Annotated in this window: 19 protein-coding genes and 1 pseudogene; 9 read left to right on the top strand and 11 right to left on the bottom strand. The window is 65.5% G+C overall.

All coding sequences use genetic code 11. The features are described 5' to 3' along the window. Positions 1 to 9 precede the first annotated feature (9 nt). Positions 10 to 1,197, bottom strand: coding sequence for an acyl-CoA dehydrogenase family protein (locus tag B133_RS0113525; RefSeq protein ID WP_018601795.1), 1,188 nt, complete (start codon positions 1,195 to 1,197; stop codon positions 10 to 12). Between the two features lie 8 nt (positions 1,198 to 1,205). Continuing rightward, entirely contained in the window at positions 1,206 to 2,726 is a 1,521-nt protein-coding gene (locus B133_RS0113520; protein WP_018601794.1) for a CoA-acylating methylmalonate-semialdehyde dehydrogenase, read from the bottom strand. 446 nt (positions 2,727 to 3,172) lie between these two features. Between B133_RS0113520 and B133_RS0113515 the strand changes: the two are divergent. Next, positions 3,173 to 4,240 (top strand): annotated as a pseudogene (locus B133_RS0113515) (IS110 family transposase); the annotation flags it as partial. A 63-nt stretch (positions 4,241 to 4,303) separates the two neighbouring features. Here B133_RS0113515 and B133_RS0113510 read toward each other — a convergent pair. From B133_RS0113510 to B133_RS0113485, 5 genes are all read right to left on the bottom strand, one after another. Beyond that, positions 4,304 to 4,903, bottom strand: a complete 600-nt coding sequence (locus tag B133_RS0113510) for a dTDP-4-dehydrorhamnose 3,5-epimerase family protein (protein WP_018601793.1) — start codon at positions 4,901 to 4,903, stop codon at positions 4,304 to 4,306. Next, complete coding sequence (gene rfbB, locus B133_RS0113505) at positions 4,900 to 5,889, bottom strand: dTDP-glucose 4,6-dehydratase (RefSeq protein WP_018601792.1); 990 nt, start codon at positions 5,887 to 5,889, stop codon at positions 4,900 to 4,902. The genes B133_RS0113510 and rfbB overlap by 4 nt, the downstream gene beginning before the upstream one ends. A 25-nt stretch (positions 5,890 to 5,914) precedes the next feature. Then, a complete protein-coding gene (locus tag B133_RS0113500) occupies positions 5,915 to 6,760 on the bottom strand; it encodes an LLM class F420-dependent oxidoreductase (protein ID WP_018601791.1) in 846 nt (281 codons plus the stop codon). Positions 6,761 to 6,892: 132 nt separating this feature from the next. Beyond that, positions 6,893 to 8,356 (bottom strand): ATP-binding protein, encoded by a 1,464-nt coding sequence (locus B133_RS0113490; protein ID WP_026256397.1) that lies wholly within the window; start codon positions 8,354 to 8,356, stop codon positions 6,893 to 6,895. A gap of 41 nt (positions 8,357 to 8,397) precedes the next feature. Next, entirely contained in the window at positions 8,398 to 10,089 is a 1,692-nt protein-coding gene (locus B133_RS0113485; protein ID WP_018601788.1) for an FAD-dependent oxidoreductase, read from the bottom strand. Positions 10,090 to 10,471: 382 nt separating this feature from the next. Here B133_RS0113485 and infA point away from each other — a divergent pair, with 382 nt between their 5' ends. From infA to truA, 8 genes are all read left to right on the top strand, one after another. After that, positions 10,472 to 10,693: a translation initiation factor IF-1 gene (gene infA, locus B133_RS0113475; RefSeq protein ID WP_003418601.1), complete on the top strand. Its 222-nt coding sequence runs from the start codon at positions 10,472 to 10,474 to the stop codon at positions 10,691 to 10,693. Positions 10,694 to 10,745: 52 nt separating this feature from the next. Further along, positions 10,746 to 10,859 carry a 50S ribosomal protein L36 gene (gene rpmJ / locus B133_RS23745; protein ID WP_003879483.1) on the top strand — a complete coding sequence of 38 codons (114 nt, stop codon included), beginning with the start codon at positions 10,746 to 10,748 and terminating at the stop codon, positions 10,857 to 10,859. Between the two features lie 210 nt (positions 10,860 to 11,069). Then, positions 11,070 to 11,444, top strand: coding sequence for a 30S ribosomal protein S13 (gene rpsM, locus B133_RS0113470; protein WP_018601786.1), 375 nt, complete (start codon positions 11,070 to 11,072; stop codon positions 11,442 to 11,444). Between the two features lie 3 nt (positions 11,445 to 11,447). After that, on the top strand, positions 11,448 to 11,858 hold the full coding sequence (rpsK, locus tag B133_RS0113465; RefSeq protein WP_019972253.1) for a 30S ribosomal protein S11: 411 nt from the start codon (positions 11,448 to 11,450) through the stop codon (positions 11,856 to 11,858). A gap of 21 nt (positions 11,859 to 11,879) precedes the next feature. After that, on the top strand, positions 11,880 to 12,485 hold the full coding sequence (rpsD, locus tag B133_RS0113460) for a 30S ribosomal protein S4 (protein ID WP_018601784.1): 606 nt from the start codon (positions 11,880 to 11,882) through the stop codon (positions 12,483 to 12,485). A 75-nt stretch (positions 12,486 to 12,560) separates the two neighbouring features. Then, positions 12,561 to 13,613 (top strand): DNA-directed RNA polymerase subunit alpha, encoded by a 1,053-nt coding sequence (locus B133_RS0113455; protein ID WP_018601783.1) that lies wholly within the window; start codon positions 12,561 to 12,563, stop codon positions 13,611 to 13,613. Positions 13,614 to 13,698: 85 nt separating this feature from the next. Continuing rightward, positions 13,699 to 14,286, top strand: coding sequence for a 50S ribosomal protein L17 (gene rplQ, locus B133_RS0113450; protein WP_018601782.1), 588 nt, complete (start codon positions 13,699 to 13,701; stop codon positions 14,284 to 14,286). Then, entirely contained in the window at positions 14,270 to 15,160 is an 891-nt protein-coding gene (truA, locus tag B133_RS0113445; protein ID WP_198291001.1) for a tRNA pseudouridine(38-40) synthase TruA, read from the top strand. The genes rplQ and truA overlap by 17 nt, the downstream gene beginning before the upstream one ends. 41 nt (positions 15,161 to 15,201) lie before the next feature. Here the strand turns inward: truA and B133_RS0113440 are convergent, their stop codons facing one another. The 4 genes from B133_RS0113440 to B133_RS0113425 form a co-directional block, all read right to left on the bottom strand. After that, positions 15,202 to 16,026 carry a hypothetical protein gene (locus B133_RS0113440; RefSeq protein WP_018601780.1) on the bottom strand — a complete coding sequence of 275 codons (825 nt, stop codon included), beginning with the start codon at positions 16,024 to 16,026 and terminating at the stop codon, positions 15,202 to 15,204. 264 nt (positions 16,027 to 16,290) lie between these two features. Continuing rightward, the gene (locus B133_RS0113435) at positions 16,291 to 16,938 is read right to left on the bottom strand and encodes a cutinase family protein (protein WP_018601779.1); all 648 of its coding nucleotides are present in this window, start codon (positions 16,936 to 16,938) and stop codon (positions 16,291 to 16,293) included. A gap of 130 nt (positions 16,939 to 17,068) precedes the next feature. Then, positions 17,069 to 17,722 carry a cutinase family protein gene (locus tag B133_RS0113430; protein WP_018601778.1) on the bottom strand — a complete coding sequence of 218 codons (654 nt, stop codon included), beginning with the start codon at positions 17,720 to 17,722 and terminating at the stop codon, positions 17,069 to 17,071. A 31-nt stretch (positions 17,723 to 17,753) separates the two neighbouring features. Beyond that, the gene (locus B133_RS0113425) at positions 17,754 to 18,422 is read right to left on the bottom strand and encodes a cutinase family protein (protein WP_018601777.1); all 669 of its coding nucleotides are present in this window, start codon (positions 18,420 to 18,422) and stop codon (positions 17,754 to 17,756) included. Positions 18,423 to 18,430: the final 8 nt, after the last annotated feature.

Here is an 18,430-nt window from a genome sequence, read left to right as displayed (position 1 = left end):
GTGCAACTCCTATCCCGCCGCGCGGGCGCGGCCAGCATCTGCTGAATTGCGGGCTCTGCCCGCGGCCGCTCGCCCGATCACCACGCGCATGATTTCGTTGGTTCCCTCAAGGATGCGATGCACCCGCAGATCGCGGACGATTTTCTCCAACCCGTACTCGCGCAGATAGCCGTAGCCGCCGTGGAGTTGCAGGGCCTGATCGGCCACCTCGAAGCAGGTGTCGGTGACGTAGCGCTTGGCCATCGCGCACAGTGCCACCTTGTCAGGGTGGTTGCTGTCCAGTGCCGAGGCCGCCCGCCACAGCATGTTTCGTGATGTCTCCAGCCCGGTTGCCATGTCTGCCAGCGTGAATCGGATGGTCGGCTCGTCGAGCAGGGCGCCGCCGAACGCCTGGCGGCCGGCCACATAATCCAACGCCTTGTCGTACGCGGCCTGAGCCCCGCCGAGCGAGCAGGCGGCGATGTTGATCCGGCCCCCGTTGAGACCGTTCATGGCGATGCCGAACCCGGTGCCCTCGGCGCCGCCGAGCAGCGCATCGGCAGAAACCCGCACGCCGTCGAAGATCACTTGCGCGGTGGGCTGGGCATTCCAGCCCATCTTCTGCTCTTGTGCCCCGAAACTCAGCCCCGGCGTGCCCTTTTCGACCACGAAGGCGGAGATGCCCTTCGGACCCGGTGAACCGGTGCGGGCCATCACCACGTAGACATCCGAGCTGCCCGCCCCGGAGATGAACTGCTTGTCGCCGTCGAGCACGTAGTCAGAACCGTCGCGCACGGCCCTTGTCCGCAGGGCCGCGGCGTCCGATCCTGCGCCCGGTTCGGTCAGGCAGTAGCTGGCGATGGCATCCATCGACGCCAGCCGCGGTCCCCAGGTCTTGCGCTGCTCTTCGGTGCCGAAGCTGTCCACCATCCACGCGCACATGTTGTGGATGGACAGAAATGCCGCGATGGCCGGGTCGGCGGCGGCGAGTTGCTCGAAGATGCGCACGGCATCCAGCCGTCGCAAGCCGCTGCCGCCGGCGTCCTCATGACAGTAGATCGCTGCCATGCCCAGTTCGGCCGCCTCGCGCAGGACGTCGGTGGGGAAGTGGTGTTTCTCGTCCCACTCCAAGGCGTATGGCGCGATGCGTCTTTCGGCGAACGCGGCCGCTGTCTCGGCGATCACGCGTTCGTCGTCATCCAGCTCGTAGAGATGCACGGTGGGTACTACTTCATGGTCGGGATGACGAATTCGGCGCCATCCTTGATGCCCGACGGCCACCGCTCGGTCACGGTCTTGACCTTGGTGTAGAACTGCACCGACGCGGGGCCGTGCTGGTTGAGATCACCGAAGCCGGATCGCTTCCAGCCGCCGAACGTGTGGTACGCCACTGGAACCGGGATCGGTACGTTCACACCGACCATGCCGACCTGGACCCGTGACACGAAATCGCGGGCAGCATCGCCGTCGCGGGTGAAAATCGCCACGCCGTTGCCGTATTCGTGCTCGGTCGGCAGCCGCAAGGCTTCCTCGTAATCGTGGGCCCGCACAATGCAGAGCACCGGCCCGAAGATCTCATCGGTGTAGATCGACATGTCGGGAGTGACGTGGTCGAACAGGGAGGGACCGATGAAGTAGCCGCCCTGAAGGCTCACGTCACCGAAAGTCAGCTCGTCACTGGCCCGCTCGCGGCCGTCGACCACCAGCTCGGCGCCGGCTTCCACGCCCTGGCCGATGTAGTCCCTGACCCTGGCCAGGGCCGCCTCGGTCACCAGTGGTCCATAGTCGGCCTTGGGATCGAGGCTGTGGCCCACCCGCAGCTGATTGACCCGCTCGACGAGGCGGTTACGAAGCCGTCGCGCTGTTTCTTCGCCCACGGGGACGGCGACACTGATGGCCATGCACCGCTCGCCGGCACTGCCGTAGCCGGCCCCGATCAGCGCGTCGACGGCCTGATCCAGGTCGGCGTCGGGCATGACGATCATGTGGTTTTTGGCACCGCCGAAGCACTGCGCGCGCTTGGCGTGCGCGGCCGCGGTGGAGTAGATGTATTGCGCGATGTCGGAGCTGCCGACGAAGCCGACAGCCTTGACATCCGGATGTTCGAGGATCGCGTCGACCGCTTCCTTGTCGCCCTGGACCACCTGGAACACACCCGCCGGCAGTCCAGCCTCGAGAAACAGCTCGGCCAGGCGCAGGGGCACCGAGGGATCGCGCTCAGAAGGCTTGAGAATGAACGCATTTCCGCATGCCAGGGCGGGGCCGGCCTTCCACAGTGGGATCATCGCGGGGAAGTTGAACGGGGTGATCCCGGCGACCACGCCCAGCGGTTGGCGGATCGAGTACACGTCGATGCCGGTACCCGCGCTCTCGGTGAACTCACCTTTGAGCAGATGCGGGATACCGACCGAGAACTCGATCACTTCGATACCGCGCTGGATGTCGCCGAGCGAGTCGGCCACGGTCTTGCCGTGCTCGAGGGACAGCAGCTCGGCCAGCTCGTCGGCGTTCTGGTTGACCAGGTCGATGAACCTCATGAAGATTCGGGCGCGGCGCTGCGGGTTGAAGGCGGCCCAAACCTTCTGGGCCTCGACAGCGACGGCGACTGCGGCGTCCACGTCAGCGGCCGAAGCCATCAGGACCTGAGCCTGGACCTCGCCGGTGCTGGGATTGAACACATCGGCAGTGCGGGTCGATCCGGCGGTGGTCCGCTCGCCGTTGATGAAGTGGGGAATCTGTGTGGTCATGACGTCCGTCCAGGATTTATGCGCAACAGTGGCAACTAGGGGCTCACTCAGGATACTTGCATATCCTAGTAATTGGCTGTGTCGTTTGGCAAGGGGTCGGTACCGCAAGGGTTCCGATCGCGCGCGAGCAGACGCGAAGGTCCGTTTTCCCCGGCGTGTCGGGGACTTTCACGTCTCAGTGTCATTGTGAGGGTGCTGTGTTGCGGTGTGTCGAGGTGACAGACCCCGCGTGCGGTGGTTGGTTCCGGATCATCTGGTGTCTGGCTCATTTCGCGTCTGCCGCCCCTTTTTTGGGGGGTTGGCGTTGAGCAGTAGTGCCGGCACCAGATGAGAAGGACCGGACGGCGCGACTTGATAGGAGCGTGGCATCGCCCCGACTGAGAAGTGTCCGCCGCCCGGCCCAACCTCAATACACCCCCTCTTCATGACTGAAGGAGGCAACCACCATGGTTGTTGTTGGAGCCGATGTACACAAGCGCAGCCACACCTTTGTCGCGGTCAACGAGGTTGGACGCAAGCTCGGCGAGAAGACCGTCAAGGCCACCACCGCCGGGCACCACACGGCCATCACGTGGGCGCGCGAGCAGTTCGGCACCGAGCTGATCTGGGGCATCGAGGACTGCCGCAACATGTCCGCGCGCCTGGAACGTGACCTGCTGGGCGCCGGGCAAAAAGTGGTCCGGGTGCCCACCAAGCTGATGGCCCAGACCCGCAAGTCCGCGCGGGTGAGGGGCAAGTCCGATCCGATCGATGCGCTCGCGGTGGCCCGGGCGGTGCTGCGGGAACCCGACCTGCCGGTGGCGTCTCATGACGAGACGTCGCGGGAGTTCAAACTGTTGACCGATCGCCGTGATGTCCTTGTAGCACAACGTACCTCGGCGATCAACCGGTTGCTCTGGCATGCCCATGACCTCGATCCCGAGCGGGCCGCCGCGGTGGGCTCACTCAGTGCCGTCAAGCAGCAGCAGACGCTCATGGCCTGGCTGACGGAGCTGCCGGGTCTGGTCGCCGAAATTGCCCGCGCAGAGCTGACCGACATCATCCGACTCACCAGCGAGATCAACGCCTTAGCCAAGCGTTTGGCGGCCAGCGCGCACCGGTCCGCCCCGGCGCTGCTGGAGATCCCCGGCTGCGCGGAGCTGACTGCGGCCAAGATCGTCGGCGAAGCCGCCGGCGTCACCCGGTTCACCAGTGAGGCGGCGTTCGCCTGTCACGCCGGAGTCGCGCCCATCCCGGCGTGGTCGGGGGCCAGCGCCGGGCAGATGCGGCTCAGCCGCGCCGGTAACCGTCAACTCAACACTGCCCTCCACCGCATCGCCGTCACCCAGATCCGCATGACCGGCAGCGCCGGGCAGATCTACTACCACAAGCTGGTCGATGCCGGGAAAACCAAAGCCGCCGCCCGGCGCTGCGTCAAACGCCGCATCGCCCGCCGCGTCTACCAAGCCCTCCGCCGCGACGCCGGCCACCCCGACCACCAAACCCCCAGTCAGCCGCCACAATCAGCAGCGGCTTGACATAGGAGCTATTGCTCGCGTCGCTCTGCCTGTCGACTGGGTCGTGCCACGGGGGACGAGCTAAGACTCGGCGCGTAACTCCTCGACGAAGGCGCGCGTCTGCTCCCAGGTCGGCAGCAGACCCGCTGCACGCACCTCATCGAGAGTGGGTGCAGCGGCATCGCGTTCGGAGATCACGAGCTCATGACCGTCAGGCCACTCGATGCCGAGGTCGGTGGCCAGGATGGTGTGCTCGCGTTCCGGGACGTAGGGCGCCGAACACAAATACATCACCGTCGAATCGTCTTCCAGCGCAAGGAAAGCGTGGCCCAGGCCCTCGGACAGGTAGACCGAGCGGCGGTCGCGGTCGTCGAGCAGCACCGAATCCCACTGGCCGTACGTCGGCGAACCGACCCGGATGTCGACCACGACGTCGAACACCGCACCCCGCACGCACGTCACGTACTTGGCCTGGCTCGGGGGGAGTTCGGCGAAGTGCACGCCGCGCAGCACTCCGGCCGCCGACACCGAGCAGTTTGCCTGTCTCAGATCGAATTCGTGCCCGGTGAAGCCGCTGAAGCCCGAGGCGGTGAACCATTCGAAGAATATTCCGCGGGAATCACTGTGCAGTCTGGGCGTGAGTTCCCATGCCCCAGGAACCTTGAGCTCCCGTGCGGTCACTGTCCGCGCTCCTGGTAGTCGGTCTCGACCTTCTCTTTCAGCGGACCCCACCACGATTCGTTGGCGCGGTACCACTCGATAGTGCTACGCAGGCCGTCCTCGAAGTCGGTGTGCACCGGCTTCCACCCCAGCTCGTCGGTGAGGGTCGACGGGTCGATGGCGTACCGCAGATCGTGTCCCGCACGGTCGGTGACATGGTCGAAATCGTTGGGGTCGCGGTCCATCAACCGCAATAGGGTGCGCATGACAGTCAGGTTGTTCTGCTCGCACTGCGCGCCGATCAGGTAGGTCTGCCCGGCTCGGCCGTCGGCCAAGATCCTGCGCACCGCGGCATTGTGATCGGCGACGTGGATCCAGTCGCGGACATTGGCGCCGGCGCCGTACAACTTGGGCCGGCGGCCGGTGAGCACGTTGGTGATCTGACGCGGAATGAACTTCTCCACGTGCTGGTACGGGCCGTAGTTGTTGGAGCAGTTCGACAGCGTCGCGCGTATGCCGTAGGACCGTACCCACGCTCGCACCAGCAGATCGGCGGCAGCCTTGGTCGACGAATACGGGCTCGACGGGTTGTACGGCGTGGTCTCGGTGAACCGCGCCGGATCGTCGAGAGGCAGGTCGCCGTACACCTCGTCGGTGGAGATGTGGTGCAGCCGCACCCCGTGCCGGCGCACCGCCTCCAGCACCGTGAAGGTGCCGACGACGTTCGACTGCACGAACGGTGCCGGATCCGCCAGGGCGTTGTCCACATGGGTTTCGGCGGCGAAGTGCACGACGGCGTCGGCCTCGGCGGTCAGGCTCGACACCAGAGCCGCGTCGCACACGTCGCCCTCGACCAAGCGGATCTCGTCGGCCACCGGCGTCAGCGACTCCCGGCTGCCCGCATAGGTGAGGGCATCGAGCACCGTCACCGATGCGCCGTCCCGGACGGCGTCCTGTACGAAATTCGCACCGATGAACCCGGCACCCCCGGTGACCAGCAACCGCATGGACCAACTCTAACGGGCGGCTCGGTCAGCGTTTCAGGCCCAGCGGCCCGGCCAGCTCGGTCAATGTCGGCACCAGCTTGTCCTGCCCGCCGAGCACCTGGATCGCCACATGGTCGGCGCCCGCGTCCAGATGTTGCCGCAAACGGCCAGCAACGGCGTCGGGCGTGCCGTGCGCGACGACCGCATCGATCAGGCGATCGCTACCCGGCTTGGCGATGTCGTCCTCGCTGAATCCCAACCGGCGCCAGTTGTTCAGATAGTTGCTCAGATTCAGGTAGAAATCGACGGTCTCGCGACCGACCGCACGCGCGGCCTCGTCCTGCTGCTCCGATCCGTCGGTCAACACCACCTTGTGCTCGGGTGCCAGGAAGGCATCCGGACCGATGAGTTGACGTGCGTGTGCGGTGTGCTCGGGCGTGGTCAGGTACGGGTGCGCGCCCGCGCTGCGGTCCGCGGCGAGCTTGAGCACCTTGGGGCCCAGGGCTGCCACCACCCGCCGATCCTTCGGCACGCCGTGCTCGTCGAGCGCGTCGAGGTACTCGACCAGGACGTCGTAGGGCTTGCGGTACTCCTGGGTGTGCTCGGGATGACCGACGCCGATGCCGAGGATGAACCGGTCCGGATACGCCGCCTCGATGCGGTGATAGGACTCGGCCACCTGCGCCGCCGGAGCGGACCACACATTGACGATGCCGGTGGCCACCCGCAGGGCGTCCGTGGCCGCCAGGATCGGTTCCACGAACGCCAGATCCGCGGCCGGCGACCCGCCCGGCCAGATGGCGCCGTAGCCCAGCTTCTCGATCTCGACGGCTTGCTCGGGCGTCGGCGCACCGAATGTCCACACCCCAAAGCGGCCCAGGTTCAACGTCATTGGCGTCCCTTTCGATTACTGAAGGCCCAGCGGCCCCGCGAGTTCGGCACGTGCCGGTACCAGTTTGTCGGGTGAGGTCAGAATCCGCACGGGCACGTGATCCGCGTCCCGCTTCACGGTCCGGTTGCCGGTCTACATCGGTGTGGGCAGGTCTTCGGGTGCTGGCGCCTCAAGCGGCAGCAGCACGATGAATCGGGTGTTGCCCGGTTCGGACTGCACCCGCAGGTCACCGTTGTGCTTCTCGACGACGATGCGCCACGCGAGGTCGAGGCCCAGCCCCGTTCCCTCCCCGAACGGTTTGGTGGTGAAGAACGGCGTGAAGATCCGCTCGATGATGTCGGCCGGAATACCCGGGCCGTCGTCGCAGATCTCCACGCGGACCAAATCCCCTTCGCGCCCGGTGCGCACCGTCAGCGTGCCTTCGCCGTTCATCGCCTGGATCGCGTTGTCGATGATGTTGGTCCACACCTGGTTCAGGTCACCCGGGTAGCAGACCAGCTCGGGCAGCGACTTGTCCCAGTCTTTGACGAGTTGAACGCCCTTGCCTTCCTTGCCGATCCGGTCCCCGAACATCATCAGTGTGCTGTGCAGCAGTTCGTGGATATCGGCGGTCTGGTACGGCGCGCGGTCCATCTGCGAATACTGCTTGGCGCCGGCCAGCAGCGCCGAGATCCGCTTGCTGGCCTCGGCGATCTGATTCATCAGCAATTCGGTCTCGATGGTGTAGCGCAGCCAGCCGATCGCGCTCATGAAGGATGCCGTGGCATCGACGTCGTCAAGTGAGGCCGCGACACTTTCGAACCAGTCGATGTCCAGCCCGGCGTCGACGAAGGTCGGCGCATAATCCCAGGCGCTGGTGATTCCGCGGTCCTCGAGCCACTCGCCGATCTGCTCCTCACGGTCGGAGGCCTCCAGTGCGGTCAGATCCTGCGCCTTGTGTTTGGCGATCTGCTCGGCCACCCGGTCTTGGATACTGACCAGCTCACGCAACGCGGCAGGCGGAACGTGCCCGTCGCCGAGCATCGCCAGCTTGTGGCGCATCTTGCTGATCCGGTCGCGCAGATCGGCGACGGCACGCGCGGTCGCCGCTGCGGGATTGTTGAGCTGATGAGTCAATCCGGCCGAAAGTTGGCCAAGAGCAAGCAATTTCTCCCGTTGGCCGATGATCTGGCGGCGCCGGAGGCCACCGACCTTGTGCCCCTCCAACAGGTGCACCGCCATCGGGAACTCGGTGCGCATGAAGTCGGCGTAGGCCTTGGCGTCCAGCACGAAGAACCGGGACGGCTTGGTCACCCGAACAGACGCCTCGTACACCGGCTGCTCACCCGGGATGTAGGCCGACCAGGCGCCGCAGTAGACCCCGCGCATTGAGGTGCGGTTGGTCTCGATGTCGATGCCGCCGGACTTCATCGTCATCACCAGTTCGCCGTCGAGCATCACGTAGAAGCACGTGGCGGGTTCGCCCTCGGTACAGACGGGGCCTGGTTCGAACGTGGCGATATGACCGTTGGCACACAGGATGTCGAGTTGTTCGTCGCTCAGTGATTCGAACAGGAACAAGGTTCGCAGTTCTTCGCGTATGCAGCCTTCGCTCATGGTTGTCATCAGCTCCTCAGGCTTCGCCGGCGGGCCGGCCATCATGATTCCGCCAGGTACCGGTGCACCAACATCACCGCCATCGACCCTTCGCCGACCGCGGCCGCCACCCGTTTGGCAGAGTCGGCACGCACATCACCTGCAACAAACACACCGGGCACACTTGTTTCCAGGTGGTGCGGCGGACGTTCCAACGTCCAGCCGCAGACGTCGCGCAGGTCTGGTCCGGCCAGGATGAAGCCGTGGTCGTCGCGGGCCACCACACCGTCGAGCCACTCGGTGCGCGGGGTCGCGCCGATGAAACAGCACATCCGCGTCGACGTCACCTTCTCGCGCTCGCCCGTGCGCTTGTCCTCCAGCACCAGCCCGACGAGGTGATCGTCCTCGCCGATCGCCTCCACCACCTCGGTACAGGTACGGACATGGATGTTGGCGGTCTCCTCGATCTGCTGGATCAGGTAGTAGGACATCGACGCCTCCAGCGACGGTCCCCGGACCAGCAGCGTCACCGACTTCGCTCCGCGCGACATGAACATGGCCGCCTGCCCGGCCGAGTTCGCGCCGCCGACGATGTAGACGTCTTCACCCTGGCATTCCGAGGCATCGGAGACCGAGGCGCCGTAGTACACGCCACGGCCGACGTAATTCAGCGGGTTCAGCGGGTCATCCCAACAGCCCGGCACCGGCAGTTGCCGATAGTCGACCCCGGTCGCCAGGATCACCGCACGCGCGCCGATGGTGTTGCCGTCGGCGAATGTGATGGTCCGCGCGGCCCCGGCGACTTCGAGCGCGGTGGCTTCGCGGGTGGTGATGACCTCGGCGCCGAAACGCTCGGCCTGCCTACGGGCCGACGTGGCCAGCTCTGCGCCCGACACCCCGGTGGGGAAGCCCAGGTAATTCTCGATCCGTGAACTGCGTCCAGCCTGCCCACCGGTCGTCGTGCCCTCGATAAGAACCGTCTTGAGCCCCTCGGAGGCGCCGTAGACCGCCGCGGCCAACCCGGCCGGGCCGCCGCCGATGACCGCCAGGTCGTACATCGTCAGCGACGGGCTGGTGGACAGCCCCAGCATGTCGGCGAGCTCACCGTCGGTGGGCTCGACCAGCGTTTGGCCGCCCTCGGTGATCACCACCGGAAGCCGCCGGCTGTCCAGACCGGCGGCCTCGAGCAGTTGCCTGCCCTTCGGCTCGTCGGAGGTGAACGCCCGATAGGTGTGCTGGTTGCGCGCCAGGAACTGGCGGACCTCCCAGGACCGGGCGCTCCACTGGTGGCCGATCACCTTGGTGTGGGGGATGGCCCGGTCGCCGACGGCGTGCCAGGCCTCCAACAGCCCGTCGATCACCGGATAGAGCTTCTCCTCCGGCGGATCCCACGGCTTGAGCAGGTAATGGTCCAGGTCGACGATGTTGATGGCGTCGATCGCCGCGGTGGTGTCGGCATAGGCCGTCAACAGCACGCGGCGGGCCATCGGGTAGAGGTCCATTGCCGCTTCCAGGAACTCGATACCGCTCATCTGCGGCATCCGGTAGTCGGCCACGAACACTGCGACGGTGTCACCGCGGAGCTTGAGTTCGTTGATGGTCTCCAAGGCGTCCAGACCGGATTCGGCACGCATGATCCGGTATCGCTCGCCGTAGTGCCGGCGCAGATCGCGCGCGACAGCACGGGAGACGGCCGGATCGTCGTCGACGGTGAGGATTACTGGTTTACGGGGCGCAGGCGCGGGTCCAGTCATATCGATCCAAGTATGCGCCCCACTTCCAGCGATTTTTTCGGTCAGGCGGTGCTACTCCGACGGCGCCGCGACGGCCTGCCCGTCGACCCGGCTCGGCGCGGACTGATCGCCCTCGATCCGGGTCAGCATGGACGGCAGGTCGTGTCGCCGGGTGTCGCTACCGTGCATAATTTCTGTGCGGGGTTGCCGCTGGCCAGCTGCGATTTTGGCGCAGCCGGAACTGCGGGTAGTGTGGACCAACGGTGCGGCTTCCGCGCCGACTCTTTGCGTGCCCTGTCTTGGAACTTTTGGAGTTCTATCGATCCAGCTCACGTTTTCAGTCGGTTGTGTGGCTGTGCCACGGGCGCACGATACGAAACGAAAGCAAGGATCGCTAGACAGTATGGCCAAGAAAGACGGTGCCATCGAGGTCGAGGGTCGCGTGGTCGAACCCCTGCCCAATGCGATGTTCCGCATTGAGTTGGAGAACGGACACAAGGTCCTGGCCCACATCAGCGGCAAGATGCGGCAGCACTACATCCGCATCCTGCCCGAGGACCGCGTTGTGGTGGAGCTCTCTCCCTACGACCTGTCCCGGGGTCGCATTGTGTACCGGTACAAGTAACCGCCCCCAAAAAGTTCCGCCAGACAAGACGAGAGAACAGGATCGCGAAGCCGTGAAGGTGAACCCGAGCGTCAAGCCGATCTGCGACAAGTGCAGGGTGATCCGCCGGCACGGGCGGGTCATGGTGATCTGCTCCGATCCGCGGCACAAGCAGAGACAAGGTTAGTCAGGGCTTCCTTCGGGACCTGACTGACCACAACGGCGAGCAAAACAACTGAATGCAGACCTCCCAGCGCCACTGAGTTGCCCGGCGCGTCAAGCGCCAAAAAGACGGTTCAGCGCAGCTCAACACGTCCGGTACGGAGGCCGGACCCCACACAAGACGAGTGGGAACGGACTGGGAACAGACCTCCGCCAGAAGAAGGAATACCGCCACATGGCACGGCTCGTGGGCGTTGATCTTCCGCGCGACAAGCGCATGGAGATCGCGCTGACCTACATCTACGGCATCGGCCGTACCCGCTCTCAGGAAATCCTGGACGCGACCGGAATCGACCGGAACATGCGCACCAAGGACCTCACCGACGACCAGGTGACCGTCCTGCGCGACTACATCGAAGGCAACCTCAAGGTTGAGGGTGACCTGCGCCGCGAGGTGCAGGCCGACATTCGTCGCAAGATCGAAATCGGCTGCTACCAGGGCTTGCGGCACCGCCGCGGTCTGCCGGTGCGTGGCCAGCGGACCAAGACCAACGCGCGTACCCGCAAGGGCCCCAAGCGCACCATCGCCGGCAAGAAGAAGGCCAGGTAACCCATGCCACCGAAGAAGGCAGGCGCTCCCAAGAAGGGCGTGAAGACGCGTCGCAGGGAAAAGAAGAACGTCCCGCACGGTGCCGCTCACATCAAGAGCACGTTCAACAACACCATCGTTTCGATCACCGACCCGCAGGGCAACGTCATTGCGTGGGCGTCGTCGGGCCACGTCGGCTTCAAGGGGTCGCGTAAGTCGACGCCGTTCGCCGCTCAGCTGGCCGCCGAGAACGCCGCCCGCAAGGCGCAGGAGCACGGCGTGAAGAAGGTCGATGTGTTCGTCAAGGGCCCGGGCTCGGGCCGCGAGACCGCCATCCGTTCGCTGCAGGCCGCAGGCCTGGAGGTGGGCGCGATTTCCGACGTCACCCCGCAGCCGCACAACGGTTGCCGTCCGCCCAAGCGGCGCCGGGTCTAGGCACAGGGAGGAAACAGACTCATGGCTCGTTACACCGGACCCGCGACCCGCAAGTCGCGCCGCCTCGGCGTCGACCTCGTCGGCGGCGATCAGTCGTTCGAGAAGCGCCCTTACCCGCCCGGCCAGCACGGCCGCGCGCGGATCAAGGAGAGCGAATACCGCACGCAGCTGCAGGAGAAGCAGAAGGCCCGCTTCACCTACGGCGTGCTGGAGAAGCAGTTCCGCAAGTACTACGAAGAGGCCAACCGCAAGTCGGGTAAGACCGGCGAGAACCTGCTCCAGATCCTGGAGAGCCGGTTGGACAACGTCGTGTACCGCGCCGGCCTGGCCCGGACCCGCCGGATGGCGCGTCAGCTGGTCAGCCACGGCCACTTCACCGTCAACGGTGTCAAGGTGAACATCCCGAGCTACCGGGTGTCGCAGTACGACATCGTCGACGTGCGGGACAAGTCGCTGAACACCGACCCGTTCATCATCTCTCGCGAGACCGCCGGCGAGCGGCCGATCCCGTCCTGGTTGCAGGTCGTCGGCGAGCGTCAGCGGATCCTGGTCCACCAGCTCCCGGAGCGGGCGCAGATCCAGGTGCCGCTCGCGGAGCAGCTCATCGTCGAGTTCTACTCGAAGTAACCGTCGCTCAACCACCCCGGTTGAACGACACCCAGACGGCATCAAATAGCGGGTGCCGAGAAGGAGATAGAAACAATGCTGATTTCTCAGCGGCCCACACTGTCCGAAGAGACTGTCGCCGAGAACCGCTCCAAGTTCGTCATCGAACCGCTGGAGCCCGGTTTCGGTTACACGCTGGGTAACTCGCTGCGGCGCACGCTGCTGTCGTCCATCCCGGGCGCAGCTGTCACGAGCATCCGCATCGACGGTGTGCTGCACGAGTTCACCACCGTTCCCGGGGTGAAGGAAGACGTCACCGACATCATCCTGAACCTCAAGGGCCTGGTCGTCTCCTCCGAAGAGGACGAGCCGGTCACCATGTACCTGCGCAAGCAGGGGCCGGGTGCGGTCACCGCCGGTGACATCGTGCCGCCGGCCGGTGTGACGGTGCACAACCCCGACATGCACATCGCGACCCTCAACGACAAGGGCAAGCTGGAGGTCGAGCTCGTCGTCGAGCGTGGCCGCGGCTATGTCCCGGCCGTGCAGAACAAGGCGTCGGGCGCCGAGATCGGCCGGATCCCGGTCGACTCCATCTACAGCCCCGTGCTGAAGGTGACCTACAAGGTGGAGGCCACCCGTGTCGAGCAGCGCACCGACTTCGACAAGCTGATCCTCGACGTCGAGACCAAGAACTCGATCAGCCCGCGTGACGCCCTGGCGTCGGCCGGCAAGACCCTGGTCGAGTTGTTCGGTCTGGCACGCGAACTCAACGTCGAGGCGGAAGGCATCGAGATCGGGCCGTCGCCCGCCGAGGCCGACCACATCGCGTCGTTCGCCCTGCCGATCGACGACTTGGACCTCACGGTGCGGTCGTACAACTGCCTCAAGCGCGAGGGTGTGCACACCGTCGGCGAGCTGGTGGCCCGCACGGAGTCCGATCTGCTGGACATCCGCAACTTCGGCCAGAAGTCCATCGACGAGGTGAAGATCAAGCTGCATCAGCTGGGTCTCTCGCTCAAGGACAGCCCGGCCACCTTCGATCCGTCCGAGGTCGCCGGTTACGACGCCGCCACCGGCACCTGGACCAGCGATGCCGGCTACGACCTGGACACCGACCAGGACTTCGCCGAAACCGAACAGCTCTAACAGGGTAGATTCCCCGGGCTTCGCCCGCCCGATCCGTCCCGGTCCTACCTGATACGGGGACCGGCCCCGAAAAGGAGTAGTCACAATGCCTAAGCCCACCAAGGGCCCTCGCCTCGGCGGGTCGTCCTCACACCAGAAGGCGATCCTGGCCAACCTGGCCACATCGTTGTTCGAGCACGGCCGGATCAAGACGACCGAGCCCAAGGCGCGGGCGTTGCGGCCCTACGCGGAGAAGCTGATCACCCACGCTAAGAAGGGCGATCTGCACAACCGGCGCGAGGTGATGAAGAAGATCCGCGACAAGGACGTCGTGCACGCCCTGTTCGCCGAGATCGCCCCCTTCTTCGCCGACCGCAACGGTGGCTACACCCGCATCATCAAGGTCGAGAACCGCAAGGGCGACAACGCCCCCATGGCGGTCATCGAGCTGGTGCGGGAGAAGACAGTGACCTCCGAGGCCGACCGCGCCCGCCGTGCCGCCGCATCGCAGGCCAAGGCGGCCGACACCAAGGTTGAAGACGCCGAGACCGAAGAGGCCAAGGTTGTCGAGGCCGACGAGGCTGCGCTGGCTGAGGAGACCGCGGTCAACGAGCCCGAAGCCGAGGACGAGGGCATCGCCGACGCGCAGACCGCTGAGGCCGAGGCTTCGGCCGAGGATGACGCCAAGTCCTAAGGACGTTCACGACGTGCCCGCCATCGACTCCGGTGGCGGGCACGTTCGTCTGCGGTTGGACATCGCCTACGACGGAACGAATTTCGCCGGCTGGGCTCCTCAGGCCGGGCAACGCACCGTGGCCGGTGTAATCGAGGAGACGCTGTCGACGGTGTTCCGTGAGCCGGTGCGGTTGGTGGCAGCGGGGCGCACCGACACCGGCGTACATGCCACGGGTCAAGTCGCGCACGCCGACGTGCCGTGTGACGCACTGAGTTTCGCCTACCCCCGCACCTCCCGTCCCGGCGATCCGGAATTCTTGCCGCTGGTGCGACGATTGGCACGATTCCTGCCGACGGATGTGCGGGTGCGCCGTATCGAGCGGGCCGCTGCCGGTTTTGATGCCCGGTTCTCTGCGCTGCGCCGGCACTACGAATACCGCCTATCCCTCGCGCCGTGGGGGGCGGATCCGCAGCAGGCCCGGTTCGTGACGCCGTGGCTGAGGCCGTTGGATTTGGACGCGATGACCGCAGCATCGCAGGAGTTGTTGGGACTGCAGGACTTTGCCGCCTTTTGCCGGTTCCGTGAGGGTGCGACAACGATTCGTGATCTGCAGCGGCTGTCGTGGGAGCGCAGCGGCGATCTGGTGACCGCTCGCGTCACCGCCGACGCATTCTGCTGGAACATGGTCCGCTCGCTGGTCGGCGCGCTGCTTGCGGTCGGGGAAGGACGACGCGAATCCGCGTGGATCGCCGGGCTTCTGGGGGCTGATCGCAGGTCCAGTGACTTTGCCGCCGCGCCTGCGCGAGGGCTGACTCTGGTGGCCGTCGATTATCCTCCCGATGATCAGCTGGTCGCCCGGATCGCCGTCACCCGAGATCTCCGCACACTCTGAGGTATTGAGGAGGGATTGAGCCGGGCGCCAGCCGGACTGGCTCAGCTCGTTTGCCTGCGTTGGGCGGCCAACAACTTCTGTCGTACTCGCTCGACGATGTTGTTGGGGCCGAAGGCCATTCGCGCGGTAACCCACAACACAGACCAGCCGCGTGATTCGAGTTCGGCCGTTTGAGAGTGCACCCACGGTCGATACCACGCGGCATCCTGTTCCTCGTCGCACTCGACCGCCACTTTCCATCGAGGCCAGCCCAGTGCCGCTCGAGTGCACACCATCCCCCACAGGTCATAGAACGGGATCTGAGTTCGGAGTCCCGGTATGCCCGTCCAGCCCAGCAACAGCCGGGTTTGGGTCTGCAGCGGTGATTTAGCACCACCATCGGCCTGAGCCAGCGATAGCCGCAGGCGGTCGACACCTCGAATTCCTCGGTTCGCCTCGATCAATGACCGCACCTTCTCCGAATCGAGTTTGGTCTGGTTCAGGAACGCATCCAAGATCGGCACAGCCTTGGTGTGCGGCAACAACCGGCCCAGATCGAACGCCGTGCGAGCTTCGGTCGTCACCCGCATTCGACAGAACTCGCGGACATCTTCTGCGGCAAGGGCATACGACCGCACCCGGAGCCCTTCCGGCGCGTGACGATTGGCCCGCACGATTTCTGCCGGCGCGTTCGCGTCCAGCCACTTGGTGCCGTAAACAGCCGCGGCCGAGACCCCGCACAACACTGCATCCGGTCCGGCGAACAGCCATGCCGCCTGTGCCCGTAATTCCGGAGTCAGCGGGACTTCATTGGCCAGATACACGTTGCGGTACACGGCGCGATAGCCCGCGCGCAGTTCATGACCCGTGAGCAACCCGGCACGCACCGTTTGGCTCCCAAGGAAAGGGCCAGGGTGCCGTCCAGGAAACGCGCCAACGAATTCGTTCATGGAGCCAGCATCGGCTGGGCTACCGACATTTCGAGCATCCCGACGAATGGCTATCCACAGCCACTCATTGTTCGGTTCCAGACGCTGTGGCGAACGTGTAGGTTTCTTTGGCCAGTTCGCGGATCCACCCCGAAAGGCTGCACGTTCGCCACAGTGGTGCCGATCGTATATAAGGCCGGACGGCGCGGCTTTGGGCCGATGTCAGAGCCGGGCGGAGACGAACCTGGCGGCTTGGGCCACCATGCCCGATCGGATATAGCCGGGCGCCAGATGGTCCTGCCATTCGGAGCGCCACTTGTACGGGCTGCTCGGATTGCAGATCGGATCGTCAGAGTGGCACAGGTCGATGGTGCGGTTTTGGTATGTCGGACTCAACGCCGTGATCGGCACAGCCCAGTTGGCGCCGTTGCCGAACAGTGCCACCGCCGCGATGTGCCGGTCGATGCCGGCGGGTAGCGGACTGTTGAAGGTGAACGCCGAGATGGGCACCGCGAGAACGAGATCGGTTGCGGCGGCGCCCAGCGAGTAGCCACCCAACACGAGCCGGGTGTTCGGACAGTTGCGGGCCATCCACTGTATGTGGCGGCTCATGTCGTTGGCGCCCATGTCGACCTGGGTGTCGGCCGGGTAGTTCACCGGATAGAGGCTGATGTTCGGTCCGCGCAGGGCACGTAGGGCATTGACGAACGCAGCACCGATCTGTCCGGGCCCTGGGGGCTCCATGCGGCCGCGGGCGAACACCACCTCGGCCGGCGGGCATGTGGCAGCCTTTGCAACGCCAATCAGGCTCGGCGCCACTGTCATTGGTGCCACAACGGCAGTCAGGGCGGTGACCAGCGTGGCCAACATCTGACGGCCAATCACGAATTCGATGGTATTGACGATCCCGTCGAGAATAGGTGCCGGTCTGGCAACGATCCGGCGACGAAATCTGCTACCTGGGTGACCGCAGAGCCGAGAGGCTCGGTGTGGGGACGGACTACACCAGCCCGGCGACGAAGGCGGCGGCTTGGTTGGCGGCGCCCTCGTAGGCGCGGTGTGCGTCGACGCTGTTGCCGTCGGTGCAGACCGGATCGTCGGGGTTGCACAGATCGATGGCCCGCGCACCGTAAACCGGGCTGGCAGTCAACGGTAGGCCGAGCTTGGCCGACGGATTGCCGAACACTGCGACGGCTGCGATGTGGTCAGGAGCGTTGGGTGGCAATGGTGCATTGAAACCGACCGCCGGGAACGGGACCGCGGAGATGACGTCGATCACCGCCGCGCCCTGCGAGTAGCCGCCGAGCACGAGCCGGGTGTTGGGACAGTTGTCTATCATCCACTGGACATGGCCGCTGGCGTCGTTGGCGCCGTCGGCCGCAGCCAGGAAGTCGTAATTGGCGGGATAGTTCACCGCGTACGTACCCACCGAACGGCCACCCACTTTGTTGCGGAGCGCGCTGACGAAGGCGTTGCCGATCCGGCCGAGACCAGGTGTGTCATTGGTACCGCGGGCGAACACCACCTGGATGTCGGGGCAGTTATCGGCTGAGGCGACAGCTAGCGTGCTTGCGGGCGCCGGCGTGACGAGTGCGGCCGCGGCGGTCAGGACGGCGGCGGCAACGAGAAGCGAGTAGCGACGAACAAGATCCATGGGCACACCAAATCCTAGCGTTTGGGCGTCGCTAGACCAGGCGAGCGACGAAGTTTGCGGCCTGATCCGTCAGGCCTGCCGCCACGTAATCACTGTGTGCGAACGGGTTCCGACCGCGCGAGCAGATCGGGTCCCCGTCCGTGCAGAGGTCGATGGCTTTGCCCCCAAAGATGGACGATGTGACAGGATTCCCGAACTTCGCGGCGGGGTTTCCGAAGGCCACCACGGCGGCGACCTGGGGCACCAGACTGCTGGGCAACGGCGCCGCCGACCCGATGTCGCCGACCTTGTCGCCGAGCGGCGGTATGCCGGCGAGCATGTCGACTACGGCGGCGCCCTGCGAGTAGCCGCCGAGGACGATCTTTGTGTCCGGGCACGAGGACGCCAGCGCGGTGATGCGGTTGACGGCGTCGTTCGCGCCGTCTGCGGCAGTCAGGAAGTCATAGCTGGCGGGATAGTTCACCCCGTATGTGCCGACGGTGCGACCGCCCACCTGGGAACGCAGCGCATCGGCGAAAGCCTGCCCCGGGCGTCCGAGGTCGGGTGCATCGTTGGTGCCACGGGCGAAGATGACCTCGATGTCGGGACACTTTTCGGCCGCGGCGGGCGCGGCGAAGGTGAGCGGCAATGCAGCGCTGACCAGGGTCGAGATGATCGCGGCCACCCGGGCCGACTTCCGGAGAAGACTCACGGACGACATCGTCACAC

Origin of the sequence: Mycobacterium sp. 155, from assembly GCF_000373905.1 — a bacterium.
Classification (GTDB): domain Bacteria; phylum Actinomycetota; class Actinomycetes; order Mycobacteriales; family Mycobacteriaceae; genus Mycobacterium.
The sequence above is the reverse complement of the archived record's forward strand: the minus strand, read 5'-3'. Positions and strand labels throughout refer to the sequence as shown.

Bases quoted from the DNA above. Each gene is read 5' to 3' on its own strand.
- B133_RS0113520 (WP_018601794.1), bottom strand. From the start codon at position 2,726: ATGACCACACAGATTCCCCACTTCATCAACGGCGAGCGGACCACCGCC.
- rfbB (WP_018601792.1), bottom strand. From the start codon at position 5,889: ATGCGGTTGCTGGTCACCGGGGGTGCCGGGTTCATCGGTGCGAATTTC.
- B133_RS0113500 (WP_018601791.1), bottom strand. From the start codon at position 6,760: ATGACGTTGAACCTGGGCCGCTTTGGGGTGTGGACATTCGGTGCGCCG.
- B133_RS0113490 (WP_026256397.1), bottom strand. From the start codon at position 8,356: ATGAGCGAAGGCTGCATACGCGAAGAACTGCGAACCTTGTTCCTGTTC.
- B133_RS0113485 (WP_018601788.1), bottom strand. From the start codon at position 10,089: ATGACTGGACCCGCGCCTGCGCCCCGTAAACCAGTAATCCTCACCGTC.
- infA (WP_003418601.1), top strand. From the start codon at position 10,472: ATGGCCAAGAAAGACGGTGCCATCGAGGTCGAGGGTCGCGTGGTCGAA.
- rpsM (WP_018601786.1), top strand. From the start codon at position 11,070: ATGGCACGGCTCGTGGGCGTTGATCTTCCGCGCGACAAGCGCATGGAG.
- rpsK (WP_019972253.1), top strand. From the start codon at position 11,448: ATGCCACCGAAGAAGGCAGGCGCTCCCAAGAAGGGCGTGAAGACGCGT.
- rpsD (WP_018601784.1), top strand. From the start codon at position 11,880: ATGGCTCGTTACACCGGACCCGCGACCCGCAAGTCGCGCCGCCTCGGC.
- B133_RS0113455 (WP_018601783.1), top strand. From the start codon at position 12,561: ATGCTGATTTCTCAGCGGCCCACACTGTCCGAAGAGACTGTCGCCGAG.
- rplQ (WP_018601782.1), top strand. From the start codon at position 13,699: ATGCCTAAGCCCACCAAGGGCCCTCGCCTCGGCGGGTCGTCCTCACAC.
- truA (WP_198291001.1), top strand. From the start codon at position 14,270: ATGACGCCAAGTCCTAAGGACGTTCACGACGTGCCCGCCATCGACTCC.
- B133_RS0113435 (WP_018601779.1), bottom strand. From the start codon at position 16,938: ATGTTGGCCACGCTGGTCACCGCCCTGACTGCCGTTGTGGCACCAATG.
- B133_RS0113430 (WP_018601778.1), bottom strand. From the start codon at position 17,722: ATGGATCTTGTTCGTCGCTACTCGCTTCTCGTTGCCGCCGCCGTCCTG.
- B133_RS0113425 (WP_018601777.1), bottom strand. From the start codon at position 18,422: ATGTCGTCCGTGAGTCTTCTCCGGAAGTCGGCCCGGGTGGCCGCGATC.